The 14,678-nt window shown below is 36.4% G+C and carries 16 protein-coding genes; 15 read left to right on the plus strand and 1 reads right to left on the minus strand.

What is annotated here, in order from left to right; translation table 11 throughout:
- Positions 1-37: 37 nt before the first annotated feature.
- The gene (locus BLS02_RS08835) at positions 38-958 is read right to left on the minus strand and encodes an aldo/keto reductase (RefSeq protein WP_092492642.1); all 921 of its coding nucleotides are present in this window, start codon (positions 956-958) and stop codon (positions 38-40) included.
- A gap of 324 nt (positions 959-1,282) precedes the next feature.
- On the opposite strand from BLS02_RS08835, the gene BLS02_RS08840 reads away from it, so the two are divergent.
- The 15 genes from BLS02_RS08840 (at position 1,283) to BLS02_RS08910 (ending at position 14,657) form a co-directional block, all read left to right on the plus strand.
- Positions 1,283-1,828 carry an NUDIX hydrolase gene (locus tag BLS02_RS08840; RefSeq protein WP_092492643.1) on the plus strand — a complete coding sequence of 182 codons (546 nt, stop codon included), beginning with the start codon at positions 1,283-1,285 and terminating at the stop codon, positions 1,826-1,828.
- A gap of 3 nt (positions 1,829-1,831) precedes the next feature.
- Positions 1,832-3,007: an endonuclease Q family protein gene (locus BLS02_RS08845; RefSeq protein ID WP_092492644.1), complete on the plus strand. Its 1,176-nt coding sequence runs from the start codon at positions 1,832-1,834 to the stop codon at positions 3,005-3,007.
- A 91-nt stretch (positions 3,008-3,098) separates the two neighbouring features.
- A complete protein-coding gene (gene spoIIM / locus BLS02_RS08850) occupies positions 3,099-3,740 on the plus strand; it encodes a stage II sporulation protein M (protein WP_092492645.1) in 642 nt (213 codons plus the stop codon).
- Positions 3,741-3,850: 110 nt separating this feature from the next.
- The gene (gene fur, locus BLS02_RS08855) at positions 3,851-4,312 is read left to right on the plus strand and encodes a ferric iron uptake transcriptional regulator (protein ID WP_092492646.1); all 462 of its coding nucleotides are present in this window, start codon (positions 3,851-3,853) and stop codon (positions 4,310-4,312) included.
- Positions 4,313-4,606: 294 nt separating this feature from the next.
- A complete protein-coding gene (locus BLS02_RS08860) occupies positions 4,607-4,813 on the plus strand; it encodes a DUF4227 family protein (RefSeq protein ID WP_092492647.1) in 207 nt (68 codons plus the stop codon).
- Between the two features lie 5 nt (positions 4,814-4,818).
- Entirely contained in the window at positions 4,819-5,712 is an 894-nt protein-coding gene (gene xerD, locus BLS02_RS08865) for a site-specific tyrosine recombinase XerD (RefSeq protein WP_092492648.1), read from the plus strand.
- Between the two features lie 93 nt (positions 5,713-5,805).
- Positions 5,806-6,984, plus strand: a complete 1,179-nt coding sequence (gene deoB, locus BLS02_RS08870; protein ID WP_092492649.1) for a phosphopentomutase — start codon at positions 5,806-5,808, stop codon at positions 6,982-6,984.
- A 15-nt stretch (positions 6,985-6,999) separates the two neighbouring features.
- On the plus strand, positions 7,000-7,821 hold the full coding sequence (locus tag BLS02_RS08875; protein WP_092492650.1) for a purine-nucleoside phosphorylase: 822 nt from the start codon (positions 7,000-7,002) through the stop codon (positions 7,819-7,821).
- A gap of 17 nt (positions 7,822-7,838) precedes the next feature.
- The gene (locus tag BLS02_RS08880) at positions 7,839-9,143 is read left to right on the plus strand and encodes a pyrimidine-nucleoside phosphorylase (protein WP_092492651.1); all 1,305 of its coding nucleotides are present in this window, start codon (positions 7,839-7,841) and stop codon (positions 9,141-9,143) included.
- A 1,093-nt stretch (positions 9,144-10,236) separates the two neighbouring features.
- Positions 10,237-11,406: a D-alanyl-D-alanine carboxypeptidase family protein gene (locus tag BLS02_RS08885; protein WP_092492652.1), complete on the plus strand. Its 1,170-nt coding sequence runs from the start codon at positions 10,237-10,239 to the stop codon at positions 11,404-11,406.
- A gap of 112 nt (positions 11,407-11,518) precedes the next feature.
- Positions 11,519-11,872 carry an anti-sigma F factor antagonist gene (gene spoIIAA / locus BLS02_RS08890; protein ID WP_092492653.1) on the plus strand — a complete coding sequence of 118 codons (354 nt, stop codon included), beginning with the start codon at positions 11,519-11,521 and terminating at the stop codon, positions 11,870-11,872.
- Complete coding sequence (gene spoIIAB / locus BLS02_RS08895) at positions 11,869-12,309, plus strand: anti-sigma F factor (RefSeq protein ID WP_092492654.1); 441 nt, start codon at positions 11,869-11,871, stop codon at positions 12,307-12,309. Before spoIIAA ends, spoIIAB begins: the two co-directional genes overlap by 4 nt.
- Positions 12,310-12,317: 8 nt before the next feature.
- Positions 12,318-13,070: an RNA polymerase sporulation sigma factor SigF gene (gene sigF / locus BLS02_RS08900; protein ID WP_092493230.1), complete on the plus strand. Its 753-nt coding sequence runs from the start codon at positions 12,318-12,320 to the stop codon at positions 13,068-13,070.
- A gap of 563 nt (positions 13,071-13,633) precedes the next feature.
- Positions 13,634-14,251, plus strand: coding sequence for a stage V sporulation protein AA (locus BLS02_RS08905; RefSeq protein WP_092492655.1), 618 nt, complete (start codon positions 13,634-13,636; stop codon positions 14,249-14,251).
- Positions 14,229-14,657: a stage V sporulation protein AB gene (locus tag BLS02_RS08910; RefSeq protein ID WP_092492656.1), complete on the plus strand. Its 429-nt coding sequence runs from the start codon at positions 14,229-14,231 to the stop codon at positions 14,655-14,657. The genes BLS02_RS08905 and BLS02_RS08910 overlap by 23 nt, the downstream gene beginning before the upstream one ends.
- The last annotated feature ends 21 nt before the right edge of the window (positions 14,658-14,678 follow it).

Raw genomic sequence — 14,678 nt, forward strand, 5'->3', positions numbered from 1 at the left:
TTCACTTCAGAATCGATTGTAATAGTGAAGGAACTACTTATCGATGCTTAGCATATTCAATTGGTTTTGTAATCTGCTTTAATCCTTCATACGTTTCATCGGTAAGTGTTTTGGATGTATTAAAATTTGTGTTATCTGTTACTTGGCTGATTGAACTTGCTCCGAATACGGCGGTTGCAACAGCGGGATGTTTTAAAACATATTTAAGAGCTAGCGCATTGAAGGAAGACGCATTATTAGATTGTTTAGCAATAGTTTGCTGAATTAATTTCAGTTCATCGAAAGAATAATCCAAAAAGCCATCTTGTCCTTTTTTTTCAATCTGTTTTACTGCGTTGTTACTAAGCATTCCTTTTGCCAAGGGACCTCTGGCTAGCACACTAATATTATTTTCGTGCAGCAAATCTAATACCTCTTCTTCCGGCCGGCGGTCCAGCAAATTATACTGCATCATAACACCATCGATAGTAGAACGGCTTACGTACTCACGAATAACATTGGGCCGGATGGATGATATCCCATAAGCACGAATTACGCCTTCTTTTTTAAGCGCCTCAAATGCTTCAATTGACTCATCAATAGGATCATCAATCGTGCCTCCATGGAGCATATAAAAGTCAATATAGTCTGTTTTTAAACGACGCAAGCTTTCCTTTACGCCTTTTTCAATATGTTCTTTGGAAGGATCCCAAAACCAATCTTCCTTGGCTTTATCGAAGTTATTTCCAACTTTTGTTGTCAAAATAACTTGATCACGTTTTCCTTTTAAGGCATCACCTACTATTTCTTCATTCATACCAAAATCATATAAGTCAGCAGTGTCCAGATGGTTAATGCCAGTATCTAGTGCCTGGTTAATAATTTCGCTTGCTTTTTGATTCTCTGTCCCTAGTGACATACAGCCAAGTGTTAGTTCAGATACATATAAATCCGATTGTCCTAATTGATTCTTTTTCATATTATTAACCTCCCGTTATTTAGAATATGTTTATATTTATTGTAAGGATATCCATCTGTTAAATACAACTATTTCGAGTATGATAGAATAGATAGTAATATTTTAAGGAAGGATTTTTTCCAAAAGTTTATTGTTATTGATTAGAAAACATGGCACTCCCCAATCCCTTGTGGTGAATGGACAGTAACACTTTCAGTATCAGAATTCCCACTTTGGGTAGTCGTTTTTCCGAAGCCATATGTTATGACAAAGTTTATCTAATAGTGAAGATTAAAAATTCAACGGAATTTACGAAAAGAGCTTTAAGAAAAAGGATGATAATAAGTGAAGAAATTTGAAGAGAAAACAATTCATACTGAAAAAATATATGATGGAGAAGTAGTTAAACTGCAAGTTGACGATGTTACACTTCCAAATGGTAAAAACTCAAAACGGGAATTGATAAAACACCCAGGTGCTGTAGGAATTATTCCGATTACAAAGGATAATAAAATAGTGTTTGTAGAGCAATATCGAAAGCCATTGGAAAAATCGTTAGTCGAGATCCCTGCTGGAAAACTGGAAACTGGAGAAAAGCCAGAAATAACCGCAGTTCGTGAATTGGAAGAAGAGACAGGGTATACGACAAATTCATTACGGTTTGTGGCATCATTTTATACATCGCCAGGATTTGCAGATGAGATTATGTATTTGTACATTACGGATGATATTATCCCATTGGAAGATGAAGTTGCGGGCGATGATGATGAATTCGTTGAACTAATTGAATTAACGCTGGAGGAAGCAATCCAATATGTAAAAGAACAACGAATTCATGACGCTAAAACGAACTATGCAGTACTGTATTTACAGACTTTAGAAAGGATGTAAGCAATGTTAAATTCATTCTTCGCTGATATGCATATTCACATTGGACGGGATATGTATAATAAGCCGGTAAAAATAACAGGGTCCAAAACATTAACCCTGACAAATATTTTGAAAGAAGCAAGTCGGAACAAGGGAATTCATATGGTAGGAGTAATCGATAGCCATTCTCCAGCAGTCCAGCAGGAAATAAAACAGCTTATCAAAGCAAATAAAGCATATGAACTATCCGATGGCGGAATAAGATTTGAGAACGTCACCTTACTGCTCGGGTCTGAAATTGAGGTTTATGACGAAAATTGCCGTGGACAAATCCATGTACTCTGTTATTTCCCGACACTTGCAAAGATTGAGGAATTTTCAAAGTGGCTGACAACAAAAATGAAAAATATAACATTAAGTTCTCAGCGTTATTATGGAACAGCCAAGGAACTGCAATACAAAGTAAAGGAGCTTTCCGGGATATTTATTCCTGCACATGTGTTTACACCCTTTAAAAGTATGTACGGAAAAGGGGTACAAAAATCATTGAAAGAAGTGTTTGATCCGGATTTAATTGATGGAATTGAATTAGGACTTAGTTCTGACACTGCAATGGCCGATCAAATACAGGAACTGCATGACTATACATTTTTAACTAATTCTGATGCACATTCATTAGCAAAAATTGCCAGAGAATATCAGGAGATTTGTATGGAAGAACCATCATTTCAAGAATTTAATTGGGCGCTACACAATGTTCAAGACCGAAAGATAAAACAAAACTTTGGCATGAATCCACACTTGGGTAAATATTATACAACTGTTTGCAGTCAGTGTTTAGAACCATTGTCACCAGAAGCTGTTCATTGTCATAGGTGTGAATCTACAAAGATTGTAAAAGGTGTATTTGACCGTATTCAGGAGTTGACGGATGCAAAAGAAGTGAAGGAACGTCCACCTTATTTGTACCAAGTACCATTGGAATACTTACCTGCCCTTGGACCAAAAACGTTTAAAAAACTATTAATACATTTTCAAACAGAAATGAACGTAATCCATCATACAAAACTGGATGAGTTGAAAGAGGTAATACCTGAGAAACTAGCAAATACAATAGTAAATATGAGAGAAGGTAATTTGGCTATCAAAGCTGGCGGTGGCGGTAAATACGGCAATATAATTCCGTCTTCTGAAAAATAATGAATAAGAAAACATCTTAATTTGGTATTTTTATCTGGAATTCTTCATAGTTTTTAACTAGAGAGAAAATCATGAGCAATGGAGGATTCCAATGTATAATAAACGAACTATAGCAGTAAATCATGTAAAAGAACATGCGACAATCTATATTTTTATGATTATACTATTTTTAACAGGAGTTATTTTTGGTGCAATCATCGTAAATAGTATGAATTGGGCTCAAAAAGAGGATTTATTCTTTTATCTGGAGCGCTTTTTTGGTGAAATTGCTGATAAGGAACAAATAGAAAACACTGAAATACTGAAAAGCAGTTTCTTTTATCATGCTAAATACCTGTTTTTGTTGTTTATTTTGGGATTATCCGTTATAGGTTTGCCGATTGTATGGATATTGTTATTTTTAAAAGGTCTTGTAGTTGGCTTTTCAGTAGGTTTTATTGTAAATCAGCTTGGAATGAAAGGGCTGCTATTAGCTTCTCTATCAATTGCCCCACAAAATATTATAATTATACCAATATATATAATAGCTGGCAGTCTTTCGATGATTTTTTCACTTACACTTTTAGGTAAGTTATTTTCGCGAAAAATACCCCAACCTATTCTGCAGCCATTTGGAAAGTATGTCATGTTTTTTACTTTTTTATTAGCTATATCAGTAGTTGCGTCAGCACTAGAGGCATTTGTTGCAAATGAAGCAATGGAGGCAATAATAAGATCCTTTTATAACCAATAGTTAATATTATATAATAATTATTATTGATAACAGTTTATAATAATTATACTTTGACACGCTTTACAAGTGTGCCTATAATAAAGATGGGGATATTAGGGAGGGGACTTGCCATGGAACATCGTATAGAGCGAATTAAAAAACAGCTCCATGCACAAAGTTATAAGCTAACTCCACAACGAGAGGCAACAGTTAGGGTTTTATTAGAGCGTGAAGAAGATCATTTGAGTGCTGAAGATGTATATTTACTAGTAAAAGAGAAAGCACCTGAAATTGGTTTGGCTACTGTTTATCGTACTTTGGAATTATTATCAGAATTAAAAGTTGTTGATAAAATAAACTTTGGTGACGGTGTTTCACGTTATGATCTACGTAAAGAGGGCGCAGAACATTTCCATCATCATTTGGTTTGTATAGAATGCGGTTCAGTTGAGGAAATAGTGGATGACTTACTTGGAGATGTCGAAAAGATAGTTGAAAATGATTGGGGCTTTCAGGTGAAAGACCATCGTTTAACTTTTCATGGGGTTTGCAAGCAATGTCAAGAAGCAGCTGTTCAATCTAAAACATCATAATAATAATGGGAAGCCTTTTCTTTATGTGAAAAGGCTTTTGTTTTTTATGCAGATAAGAAAATATAACTATTTTCATACTGCATTCGTGCAAGCAAGGCAATTCGCCTAAAGGCGTGGCAAGTTGCAAGTTTTCTAATCAATAATATTCAATATTAATTTACAATTATACGTAAATAGGTTACTTTTATGTGGGAATGTATTATAATAGCCCTAGTTTCATAGTTGTATGTATATTGTTATCCTTTTTTGGCATATCTTCTATTAGTAGATACTTTATTAGAGGGGACATGCCAAATGAAACATGTGATATGGGATACAATAAAAGTTTTTGTGATCTTCGTAGCTTGTACGTTTCTATTTTACGTTGGATTAAGAGCAATGCATGACGAGTATGAACAAAATCACCGGTATGATCCACCTGAGGGGGATTCTGTTAAAGTTTTTAATCTTAATGAAGATTTCATTGATCGGTTAAACTTATTTTTTCGATTAGGGGAGTAACGACTATGCTCAAGTCTGGTTTTGAAGATTTCGTTCACTATTTGCAAGTGGAAAGAGGATTATCTGACAATACGTTAAAATCGTATAAAAGAGACTTGAGGCAATATATTCTGTATATTGAAAAAGTGCTTCAAAAAACAAAATGGGATGACGTTGTACGTACAGACATAGTGGGCTTTTTGTATAAGCTAAAGGATGATGGTAAGTCGGCTGCTACTATTGCACGTACAATTGCATCGATTCGTTCATTTCACCAATTTTTAATTCGAGAACAGCTGGTGGTTCACGATCCGAGCATACATATTGAAACACCGAAAAAAGAGAGAAAGCTTCCTGATGTATTATCAACACAAGATATTGAAGCTTTATTAAAGATACAAGGTAACTCATCTTTGAAGATTAGGAATAGAGCAATGCTAGAATTATTATATGCAACTGGGTTGCGGGTGACAGAACTGACATCATTAAAAGTGAGTGATCTCCATTTAACAATGGGATTTGTCCGGTGTCTTGGAAAAGGTTCAAGGGAAAGAATAGTTCCTCTTGGTGAAATGGCAAAAGAAGCTGTGGATGATTATTTGCAGCATGCAAGAGGAAGTCTGACTAAACGTAAAATTGACGATAATACTCTTTTTGTTAATCAACATGGTAGACCGCTGTCACGTCAGGGCTTTTGGAAAATATTAAAAGGTGTCGCGCTGGAATCTGGTATAAAGAAGAAAATCACTCCACATACATTGCGTCACTCATTTGCCACGCATTTACTGGAGAACGGCGCAGATTTACGATCCGTACAGGAAATGCTGGGGCACGAGGATATATCAACAACTCAAATCTATACTCATGTTACAAAAGCTAGATTAAAAGATATTTATCAGTCCTATCATCCACGCGCATAATTTTTTGTCTATAGTCGTCAGACATCCTACAACAAATTTAAGACAACATATTATATGGGATAGTAGGAAACATAGTTAAAGGAGGTAATTACCATGCAAAATTTCAAACGAGTATTTTTAATTGTAATGGATTCGGTGGGGATTGGCGAAGCCCCTGATGCCAAAAAATTTAATGATAAAGGCGCAGATACACTAGGGCATATTGCCGAACATATGGATGGCCTCAAAATGCCTAATATGGCGAAGTTAGGTCTCAGTAATATTCGGGAAATTAAAGGAATCGAAAAGAATGCATCTCCTCGTGCGCATTACACTAAAATGCAAGAGGCTTCTAACGGAAAGGACACAATGACTGGACATTGGGAGATTATGGGGTTAAACATTCAGCAGCCATTCCGGACATTTCCAGATGGTTTTCCACCAGAATTGATTGCTGACCTACAGGAAAAAACCGGACGAAAGGTAATAGGAAATAAGCCCGCTTCTGGTACTGCCATTCTGGATGAGTTAGGATCTGAGCACATGAGTACAGGGTCATTGATTGTATATACATCAGCAGATTCAGTCCTGCAAATCGCAGCACATGAAGAAATCATTCCTATTGAAGAACAATATGAAATTTGTGAAATAGCCCGAGAATTAACATTAGATGAAAAGTATATGGTCGGCCGTGTTATTGCACGTCCTTTTGTCGGTGAACCTGGTGCTTTCCAGCGTACGCCAAACCGTCATGATTATGCATTGAAGCCGTTTGGACGTACTGTAATGAACGAATTAAGAGATGCAAATTATGATGTAATCGCCTTAGGGAAAATCTCTGATATATATGATGGAGAAGGGGTTACTGAAGCAATTCGAACAGCCGATAATGAAGATGGAATGACTAAGCTGGTTGATTCGATGGCGAAAGATTTTAAGGGTATTAGTTTCCTGAATTTAGTTGATTTTGATGCTAAATATGGTCATCGTCGTGATCCGGAAGGGTATGGAAAAGCGTTGGAGGCATATGACGCAAGATTACCTGAGGTATTAAATCAGCTTAAGGAAGACGATCTGTTAATTATCACTGCAGATCATGGAAATGATCCTATACACCATGGAACAGACCATACACGGGAATTTGTACCTTTACTCATCCATCATAAAAATATTGATGAAGGAGAACGTTTACCTATTAGAGAAACGTTTGCTGACATTGGTGCAACAATTGCGGATAACTTTAATATAACGATGCCTAAGCATGGAAAAAGCTTTTTAGATAATATCAAATAGAGGGGGAGATATTCCATGAACCAAACTGTAATAAATGAAGCAGCAGCTTTCATTAAAGAAAACTTAACCAAAACACCAGAAATCGGGTTAATTCTAGGGTCAGGCCTAGGTGTACTAGCTGATAAAATTGAAAATCCTATTACTTTTTCATACAAGGACATACCTCATTTTCCTGAATCAACTGTATCTGGACATAAAGGTCAGCTTGTAGTTGGAATGCTGGAAGGTAAGCAAGTAATCGCAATGCAAGGGCGCTTTCATTATTATGAAGGTTATTCTATGCAACAAGTTACCTTTCCTGTTCGAGTAATGAAAGACCTAGGAATAGATTCGATTATTGTAACTAACGCAGCAGGAGGTATTAATAAAACATATAACCCCGGTGACCTAATGATAATCAACGATCATATTAATAACATGGGTGATAACCCGTTAATTGGTCCAAATAATGATGAATTAGGCGAACGTTTTCCAGATATGTCACAAGTATATGATAAAACGTATATGCAGCATGCTAAAGAATGCGCAGAAAAACTGGAATTATCTGTTCAGAATGGTGTATATGTGGGTAATACCGGCCCAACCTATGAAACACCTGCAGAAATTAACATGTTACGGGCACTTGGTGGAGATGCTGTTGGAATGTCCACTGTACCGGAAGTTATCGTTGCCGGACATGCTGGTTTACGTGTATTAGGTATTTCCTGTATTTCCAATATGGCTGCTGGAATTCTTGACCAGCCGTTAACGCATAATGAAGTGATTGAAACAACAGAAAAAGTGCGTGAAGACTTTTTGCAATTTATTAAGAAAATTATTCGCACACTACCAAACTAATTATAAAGGTGATTAATATGAGAATGTACGACATCATTGAAAAGAAACGTGATGGAGAAATACTTACAAATGATGAAATTCAATTTTTTATCGATGGCTATACAAATGGAGAGATTCCAGACTATCAAGTTAGTGCGTTGTTAATGGCAGTATATTTTCAAGATATGACCGCAGAAGAACGGGCCCAATTAACGACAGCAATGGTTAATTCAGGTGATCAAATTGATCTTTCCGCTATTTCGGGTATAAAAGTAGATAAGCATTCGACTGGTGGTGTTGGAGATACAACAACGTTAATTTTAGCTCCTTTGGTGGCATCGCTTGGAGTACCAGTAGCTAAAATGAGTGGTCGAGGATTAGGACATACAGGCGGAACTATTGATAAGCTTGAAGCTGTTCCTGGATTTCACGTGGAAATTACAAGTGAGGAATTTGTTAGTCTTGTAAATAAAAATAAGGTTTCTGTCATTGGACAAACAGGCAACCTGACCCCAGCAGATAAAAAGCTATATAGTTTGCGTGATGTAACAGCAACGGTTAACTCAATTCCTTTAATTGCAAGCTCAATCATGAGCAAAAAAATTGCTTCTGGTGCAGATGCAATTGTGTTGGACGTAAAAACTGGCGCCGGGGCATTTATGAAGGAATTAGACGAAGCCAAAAATCTAGCCAGTGCTATGGTGTCAATTGGAAATCGAGTTGGCCGCAATACAATGGCAGTAATCTCTGATATGAGTCAACCGTTAGGCAATGCGATTGGAAATGCCTTAGAAGTAAAAGAAGCAATTGACACGCTTCAAGGCAAAGGACCAAAAGATTTAACCGAGTTATGTCTAACACTTGGCAGCCAAATGGTTTTATTAGCAGGTAAAGCAGAATCTCTCGATGAGGCGAGAAATCGTTTAATCGAGAATCTTAATAATGGAAAAGCGCTTGAACAGTTTAAAACATTTCTTGAGTCACAGGGCGGGGATTCCAGGGTAGCTGATAATCCCGAGTCTCTGCCACAGGCTGCTAATCAGGTTGAACTACCAGCAAAAACGTCTGGTAATGTTTCTGATATGATTGCCGATGATATTGGAACTGCGGCAATGATGCTTGGTGCAGGAAGAGCTACAAAGGATTCTAAGATTGATCTTGCGGTAGGAATCGTACTACACAAAAAAATTGGAGATACTGTAAAAGAGGGTGAATCATTATTGACGATTCATGCGAATCAAGAAGATGTTAATAACGTACAAGAGAAACTTTATGCAAGTATTACAATCTCAAAGGAGTCAGTCGAACCCCAGCCTCTTATATACGATATAATAACAAAGTAATAGATGCTGATTTTCTAAAATATTATTGCTTTTTCCAAGCAATGAGTCTTGACGCAGTTGATATAAACTTCGAAGTAACTGCTAGAATAATCTCTATAAACTCTCGTCCCGCCGTCCGAGGTCGCTACGGGCGGATGCGCACCTTAGGGAACGACCTCAGCCACCGTTGCGAAAATCACTCTGCGGGGTCTTCGGACACTTGCTATTCCCGCATGAGCATCATGCGGCCTCCGCCTTAGAAAGAGACCCAATGAAGGAAAGCATGCGCAAGACGCCAAGAGACCTGGGAGGGTATGTCCTTCAAAGATATGCGGAGATCCAAAGGGCATCGGAATACGCTTTTCCGTTAACAATAAATTGTTAGCGACCGCAACGTGTCATATTATTACCAATTTTTTCCTTAAAGAAAGCTTTCTGCCGTTCTTTGACTACAAAAAAATTTTAATAAAAGAATTATCGCCTTCTATACTGGTATATCAACCTTTCCGGAGGGAGTCACCGCCCTCCGCTCACCCAGACTAGTGTAGTGCTGTTACACATTTATTCTATAGCGATTCCTACCGAGTCAACAACGAAGGAAATACACGTAGACTCCTGTGGGAGCTGAGGCCTAGATGAGACTACGCAGCGACGTAGGAGCAAGGAGGCTCATCATCCGCCCTAGGTGCGCGAAGTGTATTTCCGGAGCGGCATAATAGCACTCAAACTTTTTAAAAAGTACTTAGCAGTTTATTTCTATTGCGACAAACTTATAGTAAACAATTAATAGAAAGAGAATAGAAAACGTTCGTAGTTTAGATGAGGAATAAAAAAGTAAAACAAATTTGAGCATTGAATTGCAGGAGCAATTTAATGCTTATTTTTTAGCAGTTAATACAACTGTGACATTCGCCATAACGTCTGCATTCCAAAGTATAAGGGGACCTAAAAAGAAAAAATAAGCTCTCTTAACTGATACCGGGTTTTCTAATATTATTCAAAATCCTGTGCTCGCATTTACTTTAATACCATCCCGGAAATATCAAATTTATAAAGTATAAATCAGGCAGATATTGGTAAGCCTATAATTATATTGAATGTTGGAGGTAAAGCGATGAAAAAGTTTGTTTTGATGACTAGTATTATATTTTCTATTTTACTAGCCACAACTGGTACCATTTATGGTAAAGAGAATGGCTCAGATAGTGAATTAAACCTTGCTCCAGATGCCAAATCAGCAATTTTAATCGAGCGTGATACAGGGAAAATGTTATTTGACAAAAATGCTCACGAAAAACTTCCACCGGCTAGTATGACAAAAGTTATGACTTTGTTATTAATAATGGAAGCGCTAGATGAAGGCAAAATAAAAAAAGATGAGATTATTCGTATCAGTGAACGTGCAGCATCAATGGGAGGTTCTCAAATATTTTTGGAAACCGGAGAAGAAATGAGTGTAAATGACTTATTAAAAGGTATTGCCATAGCATCAGGGAACGATGCGAGCGTCGCATTAGCAGAAAGAATTTCAGGAAGTGAGGAAGCATTTGTTAAGAAAATGAATGAAAAAGTAAAAGAATTAGGTCTAGAAAATACGCTATTTCAAAATACAACTGGTTTACCAGCTAAGAATCATTACAGTACCGTACATGATATGGCAGTCATGGCAAAAGAATTATTAAAATACGAAAGTATAACAGAATATACATCCAAGTATGAAGATTACTTAAGAAAAGGCCAAGATAATGAATTTTGGTTAGTAAATACGAATAAATTGGTGAAATCCTACCCAGGTGTTGATGGACTAAAAACGGGTTATACGAATGAAGCGAAATATTGCCTTGCAGCTACAGCAGAAAAAAATAATATGCGTGTTATTGCAGTTGTAATGGGAGCTGATACGACAAAAGAAAGAAATGCGACGGTTTCACAAATGCTAGATTATGCGTTTAACCATTTTGAGACAACTAAATTATATAAAAAAGGTCAAACCATCACATCACTGCAATTATTAAAAGCAGAAGAAAAAGATATTAATATTGTGGCATCAGAATCGATAAGTACCATCCACAAAAAGGGTGACCAAGATGGTGATATTAAAGCATCAGTGGAATTAAATACTAATTTGGATCTGCCGATGAAAAAAGGGAGCCAAGTTGGTCAATTGGTTGTGAAAAATAATAATAAAGTTGTTTCTAAATCACCATTAGTCGTGGATCATGATGTTAATATTGCATCTTACTTAACGTTATTTAAACGGTCAGTGCAAAATATGGTGAAATAGGAAAGAATCATTCTAATTTAGTCGAAATGCTTCTTCTTTTGTCATATAGCAGGAATTGGCCCGCTTCATAGCGAAAAAATAACTTACAAAGAGAATGTAAGGAGGAAACGTAATGGGTCTATCTACTATGTTTGAAGTTAAAAAAGATGTACTAATTGTGAGAATGTCGGGCGAATTGGATCATCATGAAGCAGAAGCATTAAGAAATAACTGGAAAGAAATGATGTATACAAACTCTATAAAACATGTTGTTTTAAATTTAGAGTCCGTATCATTCATGGATAGTTCGGGATTAGGTGTAGTATTAGGTAGGTATAAGGAAGTTTTACAAGTAGGAGGAGAGATGGTGGTTTGTTCGGTTTCTACACCGGTAAGACGCCTGTTTGAAATGTCCGGTTTATTTAAGATTGTTCGGTTAGAGGAGAACGAAGAACATGCGTTATTTACGTTGGGGGTGGCTTCATGAATAATAAAATGTATGTAGAATTTTCAAGTGTCAGTGAGAATGAGTCGTTTGCCAGAGTAGCCGTTGGATCTTTTGTTGCACAGTTAGACCCAACAATGGATGAGCTAACGGAAATTAAAACAGTCGTTTCGGAAGCGGTGACAAACGCCATTATCCATGGGTATAACAATGAACCAGACCATCTTGTTTCAATATCCTGTGTAATTCAGGATGGTGAAGTGGATTTGACGATTAAAGATGATGGTATTGGAATTGGGGACGTGGATGAAGCTAGACAACCATTATATACATCAAAACCCGAATTAGAAAGATCTGGAATGGGATTTACCATCATTGAAAACTTTATGGATTCCGTTGAGGTTAAGTCAACCCCAGATAAAGGGACAACCGTTCACATGACAAAGCAATTAACTTTCAGTAATATGGTTAGTAAATAGGGATGCCTATGGATGTTAATGTTAAACATCAAAAACGTAAAGAGTCACTCACGGATGAACAGGTGAAAGAGCTTATTCATAAAAGTCAACAGGGTGACAAAGATGCTCGAGATACCCTTGTTGAAAAAAATATGAGACTAGTATGGTCGGTTGTTCAACGTTTTATTAATCGGGGGTATGATCCAGATGATTTATTTCAGATAGGAAGCATTGGATTAATAAAATCGATTGATAAATTTGACTTAACCTATGATGTTCGGTTTTCTACCTATGCAGTTCCAATGATTATTGGGGAAATACAACGATTTATTCGGGATGATGGAAGTGTTAAAGTAAGTCGTTCACTTAAAGAAATCGGAAACAAAATACGTAAAAAGCGTGATGAATTAACAAAGGACCTCGGAAGATCACCAACTGTACTGGAAATTGCGGAAGCGTTAGATATATCCTCAGAAGATGTTGTTCATGCTGAGGAAGCCGCAAAATCACCACATTCAATACACGAAACTGTATTTGAGAATGATGGTGACCCGATAACCTTATTAGATCAAATAGCGGATCAAGATACAAAATGGTTTGATAAACTAACATTACAAGAAGCAATACGAGGATTAAATGAACGTGAACGATTGATTTTGTACTTACGTTATTACAAAGACAAAACACAGTCTGAAGTAGCCGAAAGACTCGGTATTTCGCAGGTACAAGTCTCCAGGTTAGAGAAGAAAATCCTACGTGAAATGAAAGTAAATATGAATTAAACAACCTGGCTTATCATTAAATTGCACTTGTGCAGTAAGAAAGTATTATGCTTTCTTAACTTCCGAATTATGAATCATCACAAACTTTGTGATGATTCTTTTTGTATAGCTGTTTTCTAAAAGAATGTTGTTAAAAGATATATATACTGCGACACAGTGCGGTAAATACTTGAGTACTATGACATCGCTACGGAAATACACTTAGCTTTCCGCTGAATCTCCAGCTGTTGCTATCCCCCCAGTCTCTGTGTATTTCCTGAGCTGGATTTGTATTTTGATAATAAAAATGTATATTGAGATGGATGATAACAGGATTTAAAACATTTAACCAACAGGTGGTCAGAGAGTATCACTAAAGACTATGAATTGGTTATCTTTAGTGTACGTTGCAGTTTTTTCAACTGCGATGGTTAAAGACAACAAAAGAGTATTTAACCAATAAATAACTATTAAATTATACAAATATAAGAAATGAGGCTAATAAACCAAGTTTTTCTTATGATAATTCAATAACCTTTAGCTAATACTATTTTATATACCACGACGAAGAGGATGATATCCACATGTCAGAAATAGTATATTTGCGCATGAAAAAAAATGTGGAATTAACATATTTAAGGGAGTTAACTCTAAAGGATATTGCATACATTTCAGCTTCCTCTCAATTAAAAAGGAAATTGGAAAAAACAACTTTATATCGAATTACTAAAAAGGATCGAAATATCGTCATAATTGACAGCTTTTTAGTGATTGATCATTTAGGGGATCTTCACGGAAACATAGAATTTCAACTCGTCGGACCAACCCATACTATTGTCAGAATTAAGAAACACAAAAAGCCCCCAAATATAGTAATAGTGTCTATTGTTTGGTTGCTTCTTTTCATTGGTACTGGAATGACTATTATGAATTTTCACTATGATGTCAGCATGCAAGAAGTACAACAAAAGCTACATTTTTTATTAACCGGTGAGGAGAGCAAATACCCATTGTGGATTCAGATACCATATTCATTTGGGTTAGGAATAGGAATGCTGTTATTTTTTAATCACTGGTTTACCAAACGCTTCAATGAAGAGCCAAGTCCACTTGAGGTAGAAATATTTAACTACCAGCAAAATCTCGATCAATATGTCAGTTATTATGAAAATAAGCTAAATGATACAAAACCTTATCATTAATATCCTCGAAATAGCAATTGGTTTAGCAAGTGGTTTGGCAGTAGGTGGTGGATTTGTTGCCTTTTTAACAGTACTTGGTATTATTCCTAGATTAATTCAATTGAGCCGAACAGAAAGATTGGTTCAAGTATATATTGCTAGCGTTATAATTGGATCATTGTTTGGAACATATATGTCGTTTGCTGATGTGACCTGGGATCAGCCAGTCGTTATATTGATAATTTGGGGTTGCTTCCACGGAATCTTCAACGGAATGCTTGCCGCTGCTTTAACGGAGGTATTAAATGTATTTCCAATAATATCTAAGCGAGTGCGAATGGATGATAAATTACTATGGCTATTAATGGCTATAGTATTTGGTAAAATTGCAGGATCTATTTTCCAATGGACAATTTTTGTTCGATAGTTCTTTTATGAGCGGAGTGTG

The organism is Virgibacillus salinus (assembly GCF_900102415.1).
Lineage (GTDB): Bacteria > Bacillota > Bacilli > Bacillales > Amphibacillaceae > Lentibacillus > Lentibacillus subterraneus.

Coding starts and splice junctions, on each gene's coding strand:
- BLS02_RS08835 (WP_092492642.1), bottom strand. CDS start 958: ATGAAAAAGAATCAATTAGGACAATCGGATTTATATGTATCTGAACTA.
- BLS02_RS08845 (WP_092492644.1), top strand. CDS start 1,832: ATGTTAAATTCATTCTTCGCTGATATGCATATTCACATTGGACGGGAT.
- spoIIM (WP_092492645.1), top strand. CDS start 3,099: ATGTATAATAAACGAACTATAGCAGTAAATCATGTAAAAGAACATGCG.
- fur (WP_092492646.1), top strand. CDS start 3,851: ATGGAACATCGTATAGAGCGAATTAAAAAACAGCTCCATGCACAAAGT.
- BLS02_RS08860 (WP_092492647.1), top strand. CDS start 4,607: ATGAAACATGTGATATGGGATACAATAAAAGTTTTTGTGATCTTCGTA.
- xerD (WP_092492648.1), top strand. CDS start 4,819: ATGCTCAAGTCTGGTTTTGAAGATTTCGTTCACTATTTGCAAGTGGAA.
- deoB (WP_092492649.1), top strand. CDS start 5,806: ATGCAAAATTTCAAACGAGTATTTTTAATTGTAATGGATTCGGTGGGG.
- BLS02_RS08875 (WP_092492650.1), top strand. CDS start 7,000: ATGAACCAAACTGTAATAAATGAAGCAGCAGCTTTCATTAAAGAAAAC.
- BLS02_RS08880 (WP_092492651.1), top strand. CDS start 7,839: ATGAGAATGTACGACATCATTGAAAAGAAACGTGATGGAGAAATACTT.
- BLS02_RS08885 (WP_092492652.1), top strand. CDS start 10,237: ATGAAAAAGTTTGTTTTGATGACTAGTATTATATTTTCTATTTTACTA.
- spoIIAA (WP_092492653.1), top strand. CDS start 11,519: ATGGGTCTATCTACTATGTTTGAAGTTAAAAAAGATGTACTAATTGTG.
- spoIIAB (WP_092492654.1), top strand. CDS start 11,869: ATGAATAATAAAATGTATGTAGAATTTTCAAGTGTCAGTGAGAATGAG.
- sigF (WP_092493230.1), top strand. CDS start 12,318: ATGGATGTTAATGTTAAACATCAAAAACGTAAAGAGTCACTCACGGAT.
- BLS02_RS08905 (WP_092492655.1), top strand. CDS start 13,634: ATGTCAGAAATAGTATATTTGCGCATGAAAAAAAATGTGGAATTAACA.
- BLS02_RS08910 (WP_092492656.1), top strand. CDS start 14,229: ATGATACAAAACCTTATCATTAATATCCTCGAAATAGCAATTGGTTTA.